16 protein-coding genes and 2 pseudogenes are annotated in these 17,476 nt (G+C 72.2%); 9 read left to right on the top strand and 9 right to left on the bottom strand.

From position 1 onward, the window contains the following. Positions 1–180: 180 nt before the first annotated feature. Positions 181–4,716, bottom strand: coding sequence for a polarized growth protein Scy (gene scy / locus ACIA6C_RS06380; protein ID WP_399273302.1), 4,536 nt, complete (start codon positions 4,714–4,716; stop codon positions 181–183). A gap of 181 nt (positions 4,717–4,897) precedes the next feature. Beyond that, positions 4,898–5,326 (bottom strand): methylmalonyl-CoA epimerase, encoded by a 429-nt coding sequence (gene mce / locus ACIA6C_RS06375; RefSeq protein WP_361128523.1) that lies wholly within the window; start codon positions 5,324–5,326, stop codon positions 4,898–4,900. Between the two features lie 137 nt (positions 5,327–5,463). On the opposite strand from mce, the gene ACIA6C_RS06370 reads away from it, so the two are divergent. Beyond that, entirely contained in the window at positions 5,464–6,678 is a 1,215-nt protein-coding gene (locus ACIA6C_RS06370; RefSeq protein WP_399273299.1) for an acetyl-CoA C-acetyltransferase, read from the top strand. A gap of 11 nt (positions 6,679–6,689) precedes the next feature. Then, positions 6,690–7,652, top strand: coding sequence for a methylmalonyl Co-A mutase-associated GTPase MeaB (gene meaB / locus ACIA6C_RS06365; RefSeq protein ID WP_361128518.1), 963 nt, complete (start codon positions 6,690–6,692; stop codon positions 7,650–7,652). 77 nt (positions 7,653–7,729) lie between these two features. On the opposite strand, the gene ACIA6C_RS06360 is transcribed toward meaB, so the two are convergent. The 5 genes from ACIA6C_RS06360 to ACIA6C_RS06340 form a co-directional block, all read right to left on the bottom strand. After that, on the bottom strand, positions 7,730–7,804 hold the full coding sequence (locus tag ACIA6C_RS06360) for a 50S ribosomal protein bL37 (protein ID WP_099895366.1): 75 nt from the start codon (positions 7,802–7,804) through the stop codon (positions 7,730–7,732). Between the two features lie 171 nt (positions 7,805–7,975). Further along, positions 7,976–8,452, bottom strand: a complete 477-nt coding sequence (locus ACIA6C_RS06355) for a MarR family transcriptional regulator (RefSeq protein WP_361129768.1) — start codon at positions 8,450–8,452, stop codon at positions 7,976–7,978. An 84-nt stretch (positions 8,453–8,536) separates the two neighbouring features. Beyond that, the gene (locus ACIA6C_RS06350; protein WP_399273297.1) at positions 8,537–9,370 is read right to left on the bottom strand and encodes an AIM24 family protein; all 834 of its coding nucleotides are present in this window, start codon (positions 9,368–9,370) and stop codon (positions 8,537–8,539) included. Then, on the bottom strand, positions 9,367–10,017 hold the full coding sequence (locus ACIA6C_RS06345) for an AIM24 family protein (RefSeq protein WP_361128512.1): 651 nt from the start codon (positions 10,015–10,017) through the stop codon (positions 9,367–9,369). Before ACIA6C_RS06345 ends, ACIA6C_RS06350 begins: the two co-directional genes overlap by 4 nt. Beyond that, on the bottom strand, positions 10,017–10,655 hold the full coding sequence (locus ACIA6C_RS06340; protein WP_361128509.1) for an AIM24 family protein: 639 nt from the start codon (positions 10,653–10,655) through the stop codon (positions 10,017–10,019). Before ACIA6C_RS06340 ends, ACIA6C_RS06345 begins: the two co-directional genes overlap by 1 nt. A gap of 137 nt (positions 10,656–10,792) precedes the next feature. Between ACIA6C_RS06340 and ACIA6C_RS06335 the strand changes: the two genes are divergently transcribed. Beyond that, positions 10,793–11,134, top strand: coding sequence for a DUF3817 domain-containing protein (locus ACIA6C_RS06335; RefSeq protein ID WP_399273295.1), 342 nt, complete (start codon positions 10,793–10,795; stop codon positions 11,132–11,134). 54 nt (positions 11,135–11,188) lie between these two features. Here ACIA6C_RS06335 and ACIA6C_RS06330 read toward each other — a convergent pair. After that, positions 11,189–11,497, bottom strand: a pseudogene (locus ACIA6C_RS06330) (ArsR/SmtB family transcription factor); the annotation flags it as partial. A 2-nt stretch (positions 11,498–11,499) separates the two neighbouring features. On the opposite strand from ACIA6C_RS06330, the pseudogene ACIA6C_RS06325 reads away from it, so the two are divergent. The 5 genes and pseudogenes from ACIA6C_RS06325 to ACIA6C_RS06305 form a co-directional block, all read left to right on the top strand. Further along, positions 11,500–11,935: pseudogene (locus ACIA6C_RS06325) on the top strand (MFS transporter); the annotation flags it as partial. 10 nt (positions 11,936–11,945) lie between these two features. Beyond that, positions 11,946–12,455 carry a MarR family transcriptional regulator gene (locus ACIA6C_RS06320; RefSeq protein WP_361128497.1) on the top strand — a complete coding sequence of 170 codons (510 nt, stop codon included), beginning with the start codon at positions 11,946–11,948 and terminating at the stop codon, positions 12,453–12,455. Positions 12,456–12,537: 82 nt separating this feature from the next. Next, positions 12,538–12,867 (top strand): DUF3817 domain-containing protein, encoded by a 330-nt coding sequence (locus ACIA6C_RS06315; protein ID WP_366078895.1) that lies wholly within the window; start codon positions 12,538–12,540, stop codon positions 12,865–12,867. A gap of 145 nt (positions 12,868–13,012) precedes the next feature. Continuing rightward, positions 13,013–14,713: a methylmalonyl-CoA mutase gene (locus tag ACIA6C_RS06310; protein WP_399273292.1), complete on the top strand. Its 1,701-nt coding sequence runs from the start codon at positions 13,013–13,015 to the stop codon at positions 14,711–14,713. A gap of 73 nt (positions 14,714–14,786) precedes the next feature. Then, complete coding sequence (locus ACIA6C_RS06305; RefSeq protein WP_399273290.1) at positions 14,787–15,305, top strand: hypothetical protein; 519 nt, start codon at positions 14,787–14,789, stop codon at positions 15,303–15,305. On the opposite strand, the gene ACIA6C_RS06300 is transcribed toward ACIA6C_RS06305, so the two are convergent. Further along, positions 15,259–15,897: a TetR/AcrR family transcriptional regulator gene (locus ACIA6C_RS06300; RefSeq protein ID WP_399273288.1), complete on the bottom strand. Its 639-nt coding sequence runs from the start codon at positions 15,895–15,897 to the stop codon at positions 15,259–15,261. The two genes, ACIA6C_RS06305 and ACIA6C_RS06300, sit on opposite strands and share 47 nt — an antisense overlap. A gap of 252 nt (positions 15,898–16,149) precedes the next feature. On the opposite strand from ACIA6C_RS06300, the gene ACIA6C_RS06295 reads away from it, so the two are divergent. Continuing rightward, a complete protein-coding gene (locus tag ACIA6C_RS06295; RefSeq protein WP_366078891.1) occupies positions 16,150–17,154 on the top strand; it encodes a tetratricopeptide repeat protein in 1,005 nt (334 codons plus the stop codon). Positions 17,155–17,476: the final 322 nt, after the last annotated feature.

The following is a 17,476-nucleotide window of genomic DNA, read 5'->3' as shown; positions in this document are numbered from 1 at the left end:
ATGAGACCGATGAGGTGCTACGTGAGGTGTTAGGGGAATCCTAGGCGCCCGAGCGGCGTGTCATCGAGTCAATCCACGTTTGATCTGGACAATGACACCCCTTTTGAGTGGCAAGGCGACAGAATGCTTGTCACTCGTTCGGATGAACCTTCATCAGGTGCACACATTCCCTCACACTGACTAGCCCTCTGACGACTTACCACCCGAACGAGTGGAACCCGCTGCCGCTCCGGCCTTCACACCCCCCGCGCCCTGACCGCCGACCGTCGGCTTTCCGCCACCCGAAGGCGCCTCGAATGATTCCAACGCCTCAAGAACGTCCTGGACACGGGAGATCTCCGCCTGAATGTCCTCCCGCCTGCGCACGAGTACTTCCAGCTCACGGCGGCCCTCATCGACCAGCTGCTCCGCCTCGGCCTTCGCCTCCGCGAGCGCCTGCTCCGCCCGGCGCGCCAGATCGGCCTTCTTCTGCTCGGCCTCCTTGAGCAGCGCCTCCGCCTTGCGGACGGCGGCGATACGGACCTTGCTCGCCTCGCTGCTCGCGTCGGACAGCATCTCCTTGGCCTTCGCCTCCGCCTCGACGCTCTGCTCCGTCGCCGCGCGCACCAGCTTGTCCACGCGTTCCCCGGCCGACTTCATCTGCTCGGCCGACTCCCGGCGGGCCCGCTCGTGCAGCTCCTCCACCTCGGACTCCACGCGGGCGCGCAGCTCCTCCGCCCGCTCCCTTATGGCGGCGGCGTCGCTGCGCGCCCCGACGAGCAGCTCGTCCGCGTCCGTACGGGCCTTCTCCACCATGGAGTTGCCCTCGACGGTCGCCTCCGAGGTGATCCGCGCGGCCTCCTTGCGGGCCGCGTCGACCATCGCGTCGGCCTGTTCCTCGGCGGCCGTGGTCGCCGCCAGGGCCTGCTGCCGCGCGTCGGCGGTGAGCTTGTCGGCTTCCGCCGCGGCCTCCGTGATGAGCCGGTCCACCTGCTCCGCGGCCTCGCTGCGGCGCTTGTTGGCCTCCTCGCGGGCCTCGTCGAGCAGCCGCTCCGACTCCGCCCGTGCCTCGGTGCGCATGCGCTCCGCCTCGGTCGCCGCCTGCGCCTTGACGCGCTCGGCCTCCGAGCGGGTGCGGGCCGCGTGCTCCTGTGCCGAGGACAGCGCCTCGGTGGCCTCGGCGCGCAGCCGCTCCGCCTCGGTCTGGGCCTCGCCGACCGTGCGCTCGTTGTCCTTGCGGGTCTGCTCGGTGAGCTTGTCGGCTTCCGCCGCCGCCTCGGTGATGAGCCGGTCCACCTGCTCCGCGGCCTCGGTGCGGCGCCGGCCCGCCTCCTCGCGGGCCTCGTCCAGCATCCGCTCGGACTCCCGCTCGGCGCTCGCCAGCGTCTCCGCCGCCGCGGCCGTGACCCGCTCGGCCTCCGCGGTGGCCTCGCCGATGACCCGGCCGCCCTCCGCGCGCGCCTCCTCCAGCGCCAGCGCCGCCTCGGTACGCAGCCGCTCGGCCTCCGCCGCGGCCTCGCCGACCGTGGCCTCGTTGGCCGCGCGGGTCTCCTCGACCAGCCGGTCGCCCTCGGTGCGGGCGTCGACCAGCACGCGCGCCGCGTCCCGTTCGGCCGCGGCCAGGGTGTCCGCGGCCTGCTTCGTGAGCCGCTCGGACTTCGCCGTCGCCGCGGCCAGCGCGGCCTCGCTCGCCGTGCGCGTCTCCTCGGTGAGCCGCTCCGCCTCGGAGATCGCCTCCGTGACCAGCCGGTCCGCCTGCTCCGCGGCCTCGGTGCGCAGCCGGCCGGCCTCCACCCGTGCCTCGTCCAGCGTGCCCGCCGCCTCGGCGCGGGTCGCCTCGGCCTCGGCCTCGGCGTCGGCGCGCAGCCGCTCCGCCTCCGCGGTGGCCTCCGCGACCGTCGCCGAGTTGGCCGCGAGGGTCTCCTCGGTGAGCCGCTCGGCCTCCTGCGTCGCCTCCGCGACGATGCGGGCGCCCTCGGCGCGCGAGGACTCCAGGGACTCCGCCGCCTCGCCACGGATCCGGTTCGCGTCGTCCCGGGCGTCCGCCCGGGTCCGGGACGCGTCGCGTTCGGCGGCGGCCAGCGCGTCCGTCGCCTCCGTACGCACCCGTTGCGCGTACTCGGCGGTGTCGGCGCGCAACTGCTCGGCCTCGGCGATCGCGTCGCCGACCGTGCGCTCCGCCAGCGCCTTCGCCGCGTCCGTCTCCTGCCGGGCTTCACTGCGGATGCGGGCGGCGTCCTCGGCGGCCCGCTCCCGCTCCGCGTGGGCGTCGGCGCGGACCCGGCCGGCCTCGGCCTCCGACTCCGTCCTGGTGCGCTCCGCCGCGTGCTCGGCCGCGCTGCGCAGCCCGGCGATCTCCTCCTCGGCCTGCTCGTGCAGCCCGGCCACGGCGTCGCGGACCTGCTGGGCGGTGGCCTCCGCCGCCGCCACCAGCTCCGACGCGCGCCGCTCCGCCTCCTCGGTGAGCCGGGCCGCCTCGGCCTGCGCCTCCTCCGAGCGCTTGCGGGCCTGCGCCAGCAACTCCTCGCTCTGCTCACGGGCCTGGGCCCGCTCGTTGTCGGCGTCGGTACGGGCCGACGCGAGGGTCTCCTCGGCCTCCCTGCGGCGCCGGGCGGCTTCCTCCGCGGCGGCGGACAGCGCCTCCGCGGCCTCCGCGGAGACCCGCTCGGCGGCGGCCTTCGCCTCCGCGCGCAGCCGGTCCGCGGTCTCCTGCGCCTCGGAGCGCACCCGCTCCGCCTCGGCCTCGGCATCGCCGCGCAGCCGTACCGCGACCTGCTCGGCTTCCGCCCGGACCCGGCCGGCGTCCTGCGCCGCCTCCGTGCGCAGCTGCTCGGCCTCCGCCTGCGACTGCTCCTGCAGGGTACGGATCCGCTCCGCCGACTCGGCGCGCAGCCGGTCGGTCTCCTCCGCGGTCTCCCGGCGCACGTTCTCCGCGGCCGTACGGGCGTCGCGCAGCGTCACCTCGGCCGTGGACAGCCGCTTCTCCGCCTCCGAGTGCAGCCGGGCCAGTTCCTCGTCGGCCTCCGCCCGCTTCGCGGCGACGGCTTGTTCGGTCTCCTCGCGCCGGGCCGCCGCCGCGGCCTCCGCCTCGGCGCGCACCGCCTCGGCCTGTTCCTCGGCCTCCGCACGCAGCCGTTCGGCCTCCGCGCGGGTCCGCTCCAGGGTCTCCTCGGCCTGCTTGCGCAGCGTGGTGGCCCGCTCCACGGCCTCCGCGCGGACCCGCTCGCTCTCGGCGGCGGCCCCGCCGCGCAGTTCGTCGGCGTCGGCCTTGGCCTTGCCGAGCAACCCCTCGGCGGTGCGGGCCGCCTCCTCGATCTGCTGGACCGCCTCGCGGCGCGCCTCGCCGCGGATCCGCTCGCCCTCGGCGACGGCCTCCGCGCGCAGCTGCTCGGCCTCGCCGCGCAGCCGCCGCGCCTCCTCCTGGAGTTCGACCGTACGGGCCCGGTACTCCTCGGTGTCGTCCTTCGCGGCGCCCTTGAGCTCATCGGCCGTGGCCGCGGCCTGGGCACGCAGCCGCTCGGCCTCCGCCTCGGCCTCGCGACGGATCCGCTCGGCCTCCTCGGACGCGGCGCGGGTCGTGGCCTGGGCGTCCTGCGAAGCCTTGTTCAGCACGTCCTCGGCGGTGCGGGCCGCCTTCGCCAGCTGCGCCGCCATCTCCTCGGCGGCGGCCGTACGGGCCTGCGCGGCGGCCTCGGTGCGCAGCCGCTCCGCCTCCGCGCGGGCGTCGGCCAGCGACTGCTCGGCCTCGGCCTTGAGGACCTCGGCCTCCTTGGACGCCTCGCCGACCAGCCGGGCGACCTGCTCCTTGGCGGTGCGGGTGCGCTGCTCGTTGATGGACTCCGCCGAGGCGAGCTGGCGGGCGGCGCTCTCCTTGGCCTCCGCGAGCACCTTCTCGGCTTCGGCGCGCGCGGTGCGCAGCGCGCTTTCGGCCTCCTGGACCCGGGACTCGGCGACCCGGCCCAGGTCGAGGGTCTGCCGGCGGGTCTGCTCGGCCTCGGCGGTGGTGCTCGTACGCAGCCGCTCCGCGTGCTCGGTGGCCTCCTGCGCCTGTGCGGAGGCGGCGGCCAGCAGCCGCTCGGCCTCCTTGCGGGCGCGCAGCAGCGTCGCCTCGGCCTCGGCGCGGGTGGCCTCGGCCTCGGAGGCGAGCCGGCGGGTGGCCTCGGCGGCGTGCCGGGCGGCTTCGGCGCGCGCGGCGTTCAGGGTCTGCTCGGCCTCGGCGCGGGACTCGTCCATGAGCCGGCGGGCCTGGGACTCGGTGCGCGCGCGCAGCTGTTCGGCCCAGGCCACGTTCTCGTTGACGTGCGCCTCGACGGTCTGGCGGCGCTCGTTGAGTTCCTGGTCCAGCCGCTGGCGCCGGTTGACGGCCTCGGCGTGCAGCTCGGCCTGCAGGCGCGCCTGGTGCTCGGCGTGCTCCTGGAGGATGCGCTGGGTCTGCGCCCGGGCGTCGCGCAGTTCGCGCTCGGCGTCGGAGCGCATCTGGTCGGCCTGGATCTGGGCATTGCGGAGCAGCTGCTCCGCCTGGTATCCCATGTCCGCACCGTCGTAAGCGGGGCGGGACGCGAGATTGCGGCGTACCTCATGGAGCTTGGCGCGCAGCACCTCGACCTGGTACCCCAGGTCTTCGGCGTGCTGGACGGCCTTCCCGCGCTCCTTCTTCAGCCGCTCCATCTCGGCCTCGAAGCGCGAGAGATGGTCGGCCCCGGCCTGATGGCTCTCCTGGCTTTCGTAGCCCCGCACAGCGCGGTCCCATCCGTCCCCTGGTCGCAAGCTCACTCCCAATTGAGCATCGCTCGCCCGCTGAACGACGCCCCCGGGGAATGGTGTCAGATACCGGGGCAGGGGTCACAGGCCCCGACCCCGTCTCCGCACCGAACCCCGGCCGAGCCATGGCCACTCTACCGGCCGGGGAATCGGGCTATCAGTGGTCAGGGTTCGAGGTGACCAGTTCGGTGAGTACGCCGTGGCAGTCCTTGGGGTGCAGGAAGGTGATCCGGGAGCCCATCGAGCCGGTGCGGGGCTCGTCGTAGAGGACGCGGACGCCCTTGCCGCGGATGGCCTCGGCGTCGCCGTCGACGTCGGCGGTGCCGAAGGCGATGTGGTGGACGCCCTCGCCGTTCTTGGCCAGCCACTTGCCCACCGCCGAGTCCTCGCGGGTGGGTTCCAGGAGCTGGAGGTAGGAGGCCCCGCCGTCGGAGGTCCCGTTGATCTTGAGCATGGCCTCGCGCACACCCTGCTCCTCGTTGACCTCGGTGTGGAACACCTCGAAGCCGTACGTGGCACGGTAGAACTCGACGGTCTTGTCGAGGTCGAAGCAGGCGATCCCGATGTGGTCGATTCTTGTCAGCATGGGAACAGTGCACAGCTGAGGAGGGTGGTCACGCAACGTGCCAGCGATCACACCGACAGCCCGGTGACTGGGCGGGTACCGCTCAGTACATTCGGGTAAACCCTCGTTCACTCCTCTCATCCAAGGGGCTGTGCCTCATGTCCGGAACGAACAACACCACTTCCGTGATCGTCGCCGGGGCCCGCACGCCCATGGGGCGTCTGCTCGGCTCGCTGAAATCCTTCTCGGGCGCCGACCTCGGCGGCTTCGCCATCAAGTCCGCGCTGGAGCGGGCCGGGATCTCCGGCGACCAGGTCCAGTACGTGATCATGGGGCAGGTGCTCCAGGCCGGTGCGGGCCAGATCCCCGCCCGCCAGGCCGCGGTCAAGGCCGGCATCCCCATGAACGTGCCCGCGCTCACCATCAACAAGGTGTGCCTCTCGGGCCTCGACGCGATCGCCCTCGCGGACCAGCTGATCCGCGCCGGGGAGTTCGACATCGTGGTCGCCGGCGGGCAGGAGTCCATGACCAACGCCCCGCACCTGCTGCCGAAGTCCCGCGAGGGCTTCAAGTACGGCGCCATCGAGATGCTCGACGCGATGGCCTACGACGGCCTCACCGACGCGTTCGAGAACATCGCGATGGGCGAGTCCACCGAGAAGCACAACACGCGCCTGGGCATCGAGCGCGCCCCGCAGGACGAGTTCGCCGCCGCCTCCCACCAGCGGGCCGCGGCCGCCCAGAAGAACGGCGTCTTCGAGGCGGAGATCACCCCCGTCGAGATCCCGCAGCGCAAGGGCGACCCGGTGATCTTCGCGCACGACGAGGGCATCCGCCCGGAGACCACCGTCGAGTCCCTCGGCAAGCTGCGCCCCGCCTTCGCGAAGGACGGCACGATCACCGCCGGCACCTCCTCGCAGATCAGCGACGGCGCCGCCGCCGTGGTCGTGATGAGCAAGGCCAAGGCCGAGGAGCTGGGCCTGGAGTGGATCGCCGAGATCGGCGCGCACGGCAACGTGGCCGGACCGGACAACTCGCTCCAGTCGCAGCCCTCCAACGCCATCCTGCACGCCCTCAAGAAGGAGAGCCTGGAGGTCGCCGACCTCGACCTGATCGAGATCAACGAGGCGTTCGCGGCGGTCGCCGTGCAGTCAATGAAGGACCTCGGCGTGACCCCGGAAAAGGTGAACGTCAACGGCGGTGCCATCGCCCTGGGCCACCCGATCGGCATGTCCGGCGCCCGCGTGGTGCTGCACCTGGCCCTGGAGCTGGCCCGGCGCGGCGGCGGGGTCGGCGCGGCCGCCCTGTGCGGCGGCGGCGGTCAGGGTGACGCCCTGATCGTCCGCGTGCCCGGCAACGGCGCGAAGGCGTAGGTACCGCGAGAATGACGACGGTGGACGTCCCCACGCTGGTGGCCCAGGCCCGAGAAGGCCGCCCGCGGGCCGTGGCCCGGCTGATCTCCCTGGTCGAGGGGGCGTCCCCGCAGTTGCGCGAGGTGATGGCCGCCCTGGCCCCGCTGACCGGCGGGGCGTACGTGGTGGGCCTCACGGGCTCCCCGGGCGTGGGCAAGTCCACGTCCACGTCGGCCCTGGTGTCGGCGTACCGCAAGGCCGGCAAGCGCGTCGGCGTGCTCGCGGTGGACCCGTCCTCGCCGTTCAGCGGGGGCGCACTGCTCGGCGACCGGGTGCGCATGTCGGACCACGCCTCCGACCCGGGGGTCTACATCCGGTCCATGGCCACGCGCGGGCACCTGGGCGGTCTCGCCTGGGCGGCGCCGCAGGCGATCCGGGTGCTGGACGCGGCCGGCTGCGAGGTGATCCTCGTCGAGACCGTCGGGGTCGGGCAGTCGGAGGTGGAGATCGCCTCGCAGGCCGACACCTCGGTGGTGCTGCTGGCGCCGGGCATGGGCGACGGGATCCAGGCGGCGAAGGCGGGCATCCTGGAGATCGGCGACGTGTACGTGGTCAACAAGGCCGACCGGGACGGCGCCGACGCCACCGCCCGGGAGCTGAACCACATGCTCGGCCTCGGGGAGTCCCGCGGGCCGGGCGACTGGCGACCGCCGATCGTCAAGACGGTCGCCGCCCGCGGCCAGGGCATCGACGAGCTGGTCGAGGCGCTGGAGAAGCACCGGGCGTGGATGGACGAGCGGGGGGTGCTGGCCGAGCGCCGGACCGCCCGCGCCGCCCGCGAGGTGGAGACCATCGCGGTGACCGCCCTGCGGGCCCGCATGGCGGACCTGCGCGGCGACGCGCACCTGGGGACCCTGGCCGCCAAGGTCGCGAGCGGCGAGCTGGACCCGTACGCCGCCTCCGACGCGCTGCTGGACACGCTCACGGAGGGCTGAACGGGCCCGACGCACGAGAACGCCGCGCCCCCGTCGTTGCGGGGGCGCGGCGCTGTCACATCGGTGGGGCTCCGCGGTCAGGCGTTGGGACGCTTGCCGTGGTTCGCCTTCTTCTTCTTGCGTGCTCGCTTCTTGTTGCCGCGCTTGGCCATGAGCCGCTCCCTCGAAGATCGGGTAATCCGGGCGTCCGCCAGTCTAGGGCCGCCCGGTCCGCCGCGCAGTCGCACTCGCCGGTCCGGCGTCCGGCGCGCAGTCACTCGCCGGGCCGGCCGGTTCCCCGGTCCGGCCCGTCCTGCGGCGGGACCCGCGCGGGCGGTGCGCCGTCAGGCCTTGCCGCGCTGGTCGCGCAGGTGGTCGGCCACCGGCGCGAGGGAGGCGCGCAGCGCCGCCAGGTCCTGCGGGCTGAGCAGGTCGATGAAGTGCTGCCGTACGGACGCCACGTGGTGCGGGGCGACCTTGCGCATGGTTTCCATGCCCTCGTCGGTGAGCACCGCGTACAGGCCGCGGCGGTCGGACTCGCAGTTCACCCGGGTGACCAGTCCGGCCGCCTCCATCCGGGTGATCTGGTGGGAGAGGCGGCTCTTGGACTGGAGGGTGGCGGTCGCGAGGTCGCTCATCCGCATCCGGTGGTGCTCCGACTCCGAGAGGTTCACGAGGATCTCGTAGTCGTTGTTGGTGAGTCCGAAGGGCTGGAGATCCTTTTCCAGCTGGTGCATCAGCAGTCGGCTGACGTCCAGGTGAGTGCGCCAGGCGCACTGCTCCGCGTCGGTAAGCCAGCGCGTGGCCGTCTCGGTCTCCATGGTCTCCATGACTGAAAGTCTACCTAAGAAGTTGAATTACGTACAAAAATGGGACGATCGCGGAACGTTGATCACGGTACGCGCTCACAGCCCGAAGCGCCGTTGCAGATCACCCAGCTGCCCCGGCATCCTCGGGACGCCGAGCTGTCCCAGCGGTCCCTGGCCCGCTCCCGGCACCCCCTGGTTCTGGCCGCCGACGGCGCCGGTGCCCACCGCCCCGACCGCCTGCTCCGCCATCAGCGTCTCCGAGGACTGCAGCAGCACCGTCCCCGCGCCCACGAACTCGAACTGGTGCTCCTCGCCCGAGGAGCCCCCGAGGCCCGTCAACGAACGCAGGCCGCCGATCACCCCGGACATGTACCCGTGGTCGTAGTGGTGGCACGGCGAGGGGCAGTCCGCCCACCCCACCAGCGCCTGCGGGTCCACGCGCAGCGGCGGCTCCATGAACACCACCGGTCCGTTGGACGCCGCGACGAACTTGCCGGTCCCGATCAGCGTCAGGAAGCCGGGAACGATCGACTGCTTGAGCGCGAGAGTGGGCTGGTAGGCCAGCAGGTTCCCCGACCGGATCGTCAGGTTCCCGTCGTCCAGGTCGTAGGAGTTGACGTCGAAGGCCCGGTCGGCCAGCAGCATCTTGCCGTGGCCCTCGGCGACCACCCAGTCGCTCGCGTGCATCGGCGAGTGGAAGCTCGTGCGCAGCAGCCGGTCGAAGCGGCCGTTGCCGACGCCGTTGAACTCGATGTTCCCGTAGTACGAGATCATCTTGCCCTTCTGCAGGAACCACTGGCTGCCCTTGAGCTCCACGCAGAAGGTGTACGCGTTCACGTTGTCGTCGGAGGGCAGGGTGTGCGGGTCGAAGACCGTCGGGCCGCCGGGGCCACCGCCCGCGGGACCGTTCGTGCCGGGGTAATGGGTCACAGCTTCTCCTCCGAGGCCTGTACGTACACGGCGCCCTGGCCGGACAGCTCCAGCTGGAACGCCTCGCCCGAACCCCGTCCGACCATGTCGCGCCAGCCGAGCGCCGTGGAGAGCTTGTTGCGCACGTCCCCGTGGTGGGCGACGTACGCCTGCGGGTCCACGTGGACCGGCCGCTGGGGCGTGATGGGCAGTTCGATGACCCCGCCGTGGGCCATCACGGCGACCGAACCGTGTCCCTTGAGGGTGGTGGTGAACAGGCCCTGGCCGGTCACCTGGCCGCGCACCATGCCCATGACGCCGCCCTGCGAGCCCATGAACATCGTGCCCTGCTGGAGGGTCCCGTCGAAGGCCAGCAGCCGGTCCGCCTCCACGTACAGGGTCTCGCCGGACAGGTTGATCACCTGGATGTGGTGGCCGCCGTGGCCGAACATGACGGTGCCGCTGCCCTCCACCGTCATCAGCGGGGTCTGCTCGTTCGCCACCCGGCGCCCAATCATGCCCATGACCCCGCCCTGGCCGCCGGTCAGGCTCGGGGTGAAGGACACCTCGCCGCGGTAGGCGAGCATCGCCCCGCGCTGGCTGTACATCTTCTGGCCCGGCACCACCTGCGCCTCGACCATCTTCGAGTTGATCTCGCGGAACGGCATCAGATGTCGCCCCCGATGGTGTTGCGCTCGCTGGGCTGCACGTACACCAGACCCTCGCCCTCGAAGCGGATCTGGAAGGACTCGCCCGAGCCCTCGCCGATCAGCGTGCGGAAGTTGATCCCCGACTGGAACGACTGCCGGAGGTTGCCGGTGTGCGCGATGTACGCCCCCGGGTCCACGGACAGCGGGTACTGGGCGCTGACGCGCAGCACCACCGCCGGGCCGTCCGACATGATCGCCGCCTGGCCCGAACCCTCGACGGTGGTGGTGAACAGGCCGTTGCCCGTCGCCCCGCCGCGCAGGCCGGTGAAGGTGGTGCCGGTGCGCAGCCCGGCGTCGGTGCACAGCAGGTTGCTGGCCTCGACGTGGAGCTTCTCGCCGTGCAGGTTGACCAGGTTGATCTCGCTCGCGCGGTCGGCGAAGAAGCAGGTGCCGTGCCCCTGCACCTCCATCACGGTCATCTGTTCGCCGGTCAGCCGGCGGGTCACCATGCCGCGCAGGCCTTCGCCGCCGCCGGTCATCTTCTTGAAGGCCATCTGGCCGTCGTACGCGACCATGGAGCCGTTCTTCGCTTTCACGGCGTCCCCGGTCAGGTCGACGGCGAGCACCTTGCTGCCTTGGAGTCGGAACTGAGCCACGGGGAGACGGTATCGGCAGCGGGCCGGGCCGAACAGGGCCCCCTGACCGTTATCCGCCACACGGGGCCCCGGTCAAGATCTCCACGGGCTGCTGAGAGACTGGTTCGGACCATCGCCTCGACCCCCGAAGGTTCCCCGTGGACATCAAGACCGCCTCCGCCCTGCACCGGCTGCGCCTCGTCTCCGTACCGGAGGCGCTGTCGTTCCCGGCCCTGCTGATCTTCGGCTCGCTGCTCAGCCGGATCTCGGACGTCAACCTGGTGATGCCGCTGGGCGCGCTGCACGGCATCCTCTTCGTCCTGTACGTGCTGTTCCTGCTGGACGTGTGGAACCGGGCGAAGTGGCCGGCCAGGAAGGTCGCGCTGTTCTTCCTGCTGGCCCTGGTGCCCTTCGGCGGTCTCTACGGCGACCGGGTGCTCAAGCGCGACGAGGCCGACAGCGTGGCGGCGGCCCGCGCCCGCGAGACCGCCGCGGCCTGACCGGCTACGAAGGCGCGCCGCCCGAAGGCCCGCCGGTGCAAGGCCCGCCGCCCGTCAGGGCGATCGCCAGGGGGTGCGTTCGTACAGCACCTGGTGGCCGTGCCGGGCCGTGAGCAGCAGCCCCGCCGCCCCCATGGTCCCCAGCTGGGCGGAGACGGTGGAGGGGGCCAGCCCCAGCCGGTGGGCGAGGACGGTCGTCCAGGCGGGTTCGGCCAGGGCGCACAGGATGTCGGCCCGTGCCCGGCCCAGCAGGGCGGCCAGGGCCCGTGGCGTGGCCTCGGCCTGGGCCGCCCACAGTGCGCCGATCCCGTGGGCCGGGTAGACCAGCGTCGGCTGCCACGGCGGGTCGTAGCCCCCCACCACCACTCTGGGCGGGTTCCGTGGTCACCGCCCGAACGCGTTCGCGGATCGTGGCGCCGCTCGCCTCCGTCGGGCTGCTGCCGCTGCTGGTGTACGCGCTGCGGCCGGGCGTGGCCGGCGTCCTGGTGGCGCTGTCGGCGGCAGGGCTGGCGCACGCGTACACCCTCGGCCTCGACCGGATGTACCTCGACGCCGTTCCCGAGGAGCTGCGCGGCCGGGCGATGACCCTGCTCAGCACGGGGCTGATGACCCTCCAGGGCGTGGGCATGGCGCTGGCCGGGGTCGCCGCCGAGTTCTGGCCGGTGCACCTCGTCGTGGCGGCTCGGGGGTACTCGGCACGGCCGTCGTCCTGTTGCTCCTCGCGGAGCTGCGGGCCGCGGCGGAGCCCGTGCGCGGGCCGAAGCGTGAGACGGGGCTGACCGCCAAATGACCGCCCGGTAGGGTCTGGCGGGTGTCCAAGCCGCTCAGCCTTCCCTTCGACCCGATCGCCCGCGCCGACGAGCTCTGGCAGCAGCGCTGGGGACCGGTGCCCTCGATGTCCGCCATCACCTCGATCATGCGGGCGCACCAGATCCTGCTCGGCGAGGTCGACGCCGTCGTGAAGCCGTACGGGCTGACCTTCGCCCGCTACGAGGCGCTGGTGCTGCTCACCTTCTCGCAGGCCGGGGAACTGCCGATGTCGAAGATCGGCGAGCGGCTGATGGTCCACCCGACCTCGGTGACCAACACCGTCGACCGCCTGGTGCGCTCGGGGCTGGTGGACAAGCGCCCGAACCCGAACGACGGCCGCGGCACGCTCGCCTCCATCACCGACAAGGGCCGCGAGGTCGTCGAGGCCGCCACCAGGGACCTGATGGAGATCGACTTCGGGCTCGGCGCGTACGACGCCGAGGAGTGCGGCGAGATCTTCGCGCTGCTGCGGCCGCTGCGGGTGGCGGCCGGGGACTTCGAGGAGAAGTGACGCCGGCGGGGTGCCCGGCGTCACAGCGCGGGCGCGGGGCCCCCGTCAAGATCGCGCATATCGGACAGCTAGTCTCGGTGGCATGAAAAAGAGCGTGCTGACCCGGTACCGGGTGATGGCCTTCGCCACTGCCGTGATGCTGCTGGTGCTCTGCACCTGCATGATCTTCAAGTACGGATTCGACAAGGGCGCGGACCTGACCCTCGTGGTCTCCCAGATCCACGGCGTGCTCTTCATGATCTACCTGGTCTTCGCCTTCGACCTGAGCTCCAAGGCGAAGTGGCCCTTCGGCAAGATGATCTGGGTCCTGGTGAGCGGCACCATCCCGCTGGCCGCGTTCTTCGTCGAGCGCAAGGTCCGCGCGGAGATCGAGCCCCTGGTCACCGACGGCCTGGCCACCGCCCGCGCCTAGCGTCCGCCGGGCCGCCGCGCCTGGCGGACGGCTCGCGCAGGGCCTGGCGTCCGGCTCGCGCAGGACCTGGATCCCGCTACCCCCGGGACGACTCCCGGGGGTTTGCCATCGACATTTACTAGGACGTCCTAGTAAATTCATGGGTATGGACGCTGACGCCATCGAGGAGGGCCGCCGACGCTGGCAGGCCCGGTATGACAAGGCCCGCAAGCGCGAGGCCGATTTCACGACGCTCTCCGGAGATGACGTCGACCCCGTCTACGGGCCGCGCCCCGGCGACTCGTACGAGGGATTCGAGCGCATCGGCTGGCCGGGGGAGTACCCCTTCACCCGCGGCCTGCACGCCACGGGCTACCGCGGCCGCACCTGGACCATCCGGCAGTTCGCCGGGTTCGGGAACGCCGAGCAGACCAACGAGCGCTACAAGATGATCCTGGCCGCCGGCGGCGGCGGGCTCTCGGTCGCCTTCGACATGCCGACCCTCATGGGCCGCGACTCCGACGACCCCCGCGCGCTCGGCGAGGTCGGCCACTGCGGGGTCGCCATAGACTCCGCCGCCGACATGGAGGTCCTGTTCAAGGACATCCCGCTGGGCGACGTCACCACCTCCATGACCATCAGCGGGCCCGCCGTGCCCGCGTTCTGCATGTACCTCGTCGCCGCCGAGCGGCAGGGCGTCGACCCCGCCGTGCTCAACGGCACGCTCCAGACGGACATCTTCAAGGAGTACATCGCCCAGAAGGAGTGGCTCTTCGAGCCGGAGCCGCACCTGCGCCTGATCGGCGACCTCATGGAGTACTGCGCGAACGGCATCCCGGCCTACAAGCCGCTGTCGGTCTCCGGCTACCACATCCGCGAGGCCGGGGCGACGGCCGCGCAGGAGCTCGCGTACACCCTCGCCGACGGCTTCGGGTACGTGGAGCTCGGCCTCTCCCGGGGGCTGGACGTCGACCACTTCGCGTCCGGGCTCTCCTTCTTCTTCGACGCGCACCTCGACTTCTTCGAGGAGATCGCCAAGTTCCGCGCCGCCCGCCGGATCTGGGCCCGCTGGATGAAGGAGGTGTACGGGGCGAAGTCGGACAAGGCGATGTGGCTGCGTTTCCACACCCAGACCGCCGGTGTCTCCCTGACCGCCCAGCAGCCGTACAACAACGTCGTACGGACCGCCGTCGAAGCCCTCGCGGCGGTCCTCGGCGGCACCAACTCGCTGCACACCAACGCCCTGGACGAGACCCTCGCGCTGCCGAGCGAACAGGCCGCCGAGATCGCCCTGCGCACGCAGCAGGTGCTGATGGAGGAGACCGGCGTCGCCAACGTGGCGGACCCGCTGGGCGGCTCCTGGTACGTCGAGCAGCTCACCGACCGCATCGAGGCCGACGCGGAGAAGATTTTCGAGCAGATCAAGGAGCGCGGCCTGCGCGCCCACCCCGACGGGCAGCACCCGATCGGGCCGATCACCTCCGGCATCCTGCGCGGCATCGAGGACGGCTGGTTCACCGGCGAGATCGCCGAGTCGGCGTTCCAGTACCAGCGGGCCCTGGAGAAGGGCGACAAGCGGGTCGTCGGCGTCAACGTCCACCACGGCTCGGTCACCGGCGACCTGGAGATCCTCCGCGTCAGCCACGAGGTGGAGCGCGTCCAGGTCCGCGAGCTCGCGGAGCGCAAGGAGCGGCGGGACGCGGCGAAGGTCGAGGAGTCGCTGCAGGCCATGCTGGCCGCCGCGCGGGACGGCTCGAACATGATCCCGGCGATGCTGGACGCGGTACGCGCCGAGGCCACGATGGGCGAGATCTGCAACGCCCTGAGGGACGAGTGGGGCACCTACACGGAGCCGCCCGGCTTCTGAGGCGAGTGGCCCGGTCCGGGTCGGCGCGTACAGGTGTGGAACGGCCGGTCGTGATCGCCCTACGGTGGCGGACATGACCGGCCTTCCTGTTCCCGTACGGGGTGTCAGCGCGCGCGTGGTGATGAACAAGGGCGGCTGCGGGGGGTATGACGCCTACTTCCGAGCCGACTTCGAGCCGCCCGGCCCGGACGGCCGGACGGAGGTCCTGAACCTGGTCCCGGAGAAACGGCTGCCCGCGGAGTTCCTCCCGGCAGTCCGGGCGGGCATCGAGCTGGGGCTGGATGGGATCGCGGCGGCGGTGCTGCTCACGGACGGCGGCGTGTACGAGGTGGGCGCCTGGGACATCGGCTACCGGACGGCTGGCGCGGAAGCGGCCCGCGGCGCCCTGATCGCGGCCGGGCTGCGGCCCGCCGCGGAGGCGGACGCCCTGCGCTGGGCGACCTGGCCCGGCCGGCGACGGCCTTGGCCCGGACACAACCCCCGGTCGGAGGAGCTGTCCGAGCGGATCCGCCGGGCGGGGCCCCGCTGCGGGTACGGCGGGGCGGTCAGCCGCCGGACGGACCCCGGAGGCCGTGCATCAGGAGTGCCGTGAAGGTGGCCACCCACAGCTCGTCCACCGGTTCGCAGCTCACCAGGGCCCGGTGCACCACCGTCCCCGCGATCACGTCGAATATCAGGTCGGTGGTGTGCCCGGTGAGGGACTCGTCCTCCTCGTACGGCAGTTCGCCGCGGGCCTGGGCGCGTTCGCGACCCAGTACGACGAGACGTTTCTGCCGGTCCACGATCGCCGACCGGATCCGGTCGCGCAGCGCCGCGTCCCGGGTGGACTCGGCGACCACCGCCATCAGGGCGGTACGGGCCTCCGGGCGCCGCAGCAGCTGCGCGAACTGGAGCACCACGTCCTCGATGTCGGCTTCGAGCGAACCCCGGTCGGGAAGTTCCAGCGCGTCGAAGAGTTCCGCGACCGCGTCCACCACCAGCTCGTTCTTGCCCGCCCAGCGCCGGTAGAGGGTGGTCTTCGCGACCCCCGCCCGGGCCGACACGTCACCCATCGTCAGCTTCGACCAGCCCAGCTCCACCAGCGCCTCCCGGGTCGCCGCCAGGATCGCCGCGTCCGCCGCCGCGCTACGGGGGCGGCCGGTGCGGCCGGGCGGGGAGCTGGTGCCGGGGCTGGGGTTGCGCATGGCCGAGACCATACCCGTCAGTAGCGGAACCTCCCGGGCCCCGAACCCTGTGGTTCAGATCACTGCCCCCGGGCGCCCGGAGCGGACGGCGGGGAGTTACGCTACGGCTCGTAGCGTAAGAGCGACAACCACGCGAAGCTACAGGCGCCAGGTGGGGACCCGGCGCCGCACGGGGGACACCGGCACGGGAATTTCCCGGCCGGCTTGCCCGATCCTTTTCGTCGGCGCGCGCACACGGGGGAGGATGTACGCATGCAGCCCAGAAACATGTCCATGAGCGGCGTCGTAGACCTCGCCGCGGTGAAGGCGGCCGCCGACGCCAAGGCGAAGGCCGAGCAGGCGCGCGCCGAGGCGGCCCGGCAGGGCGGCGGCGCGTCCGGCCCGTCCGCCGGCGCCGTACCGCCGTCCGCACTCGTCATCGACGTAGACGAGGCCGCCTTCGACAGCACCGTCATCCGCCTCTCCGACCAGGTTCCGGTCGTCCTCGACTTCTGGGCCGAGTGGTGCGAGCCGTGCAAGCAGCTCGGCCCGCTGCTGGAGCGGCTGACCGTCGAGGCGAACGGCCGGCTCGTGCTGGCGAAGATCGACGTCGACGCCAACCAGATGCTGATGCAGCAGTTCGGCATCCAGGGCATCCCGGCGGTCTTCGCCGTGGTGGCCGGCCAGGTGCTGCCGCTGTTCCAGGGCGCGGCCCCGGAGCAGGAGATCCGCGCGACGCTGGCCCAGCTGGTCCAGGTCGCCGAGGAGCGCTTCGGCCTGCTCGGGCTCCAGGTCGACCCGGCCGCCGAGGGTGCCCAGGCGCCGGCCGCGGCTTCCGCAGCAGCCGGTCCCGCCGCCGGTCCGTACGACGCGCTGCTGGAGGCGGCGGTCGTGGCGCTGGACGCGGGCGACCTGGCCGGAGCGGTGCAGGCGTACAAGAACGTACTGGTCGACGACCCGGGCAACACCGAGGCGAAGCTGGGTCTGGCCCAGGCCGAGCTCCTCTCCCGGGTCCAGCACATGGACCCGCAGGCGGTGCGCGCGGCGGCGGCCGAGAAGCCGAAGGACCCGCAGGCGCAGATCGCCGCCGCCGATCTCGACCTGGTCGGGGGCCACGTGGAGGACGCCTTCGGGCGCCTGGTGGACACCGTGCGCGTGACGTTCGGTGAGGACCGGGACGCCGTGCGGCTGCGGCTGCTGGAGCTGTTCGAGGTCATCGGGGCGGATGACCCGCGCGTGTCCGCGGCCCGGACGGCACTGGCCCGGGTGCTGTTCTAGGCGGTGCGTCGCGGGTGGCGCGCCACCGGCGATTTGTTGACACGGAGATAAACAGCGGCCGCGCTTTGCCAAAACTTGGTAATCGCGGCTGCTGTTACTCCCAGTAAATCGAACCCCGTGTTCTGTCCGGTTGGTTCGTATTCCTCCTCGTTGTCGTGGCCCTGGGTAACACCCTGTGTTGCTGCCCGACGACGGCGCGCCGCACCGTGGTTATGCAGCCGTTACCCGCCAGTAACGAACCCCCTTGTGTACCGGCCTGGAATGGACCACGATCGGCGACGCTCGGTCCTTCCCGCAGAGCCGCTCATCCGGAGCCGCGGCG

Origin of the sequence: Streptomyces sp. NPDC051578 (assembly GCF_044454045.1) — a bacterium.
In the GTDB taxonomy this organism is placed as follows: domain Bacteria; phylum Actinomycetota; class Actinomycetes; order Streptomycetales; family Streptomycetaceae; genus Streptomyces.
The sequence above is the reverse complement of the archived record's forward strand: the minus strand, read 5'-3'. Positions and strand labels throughout refer to the sequence as shown.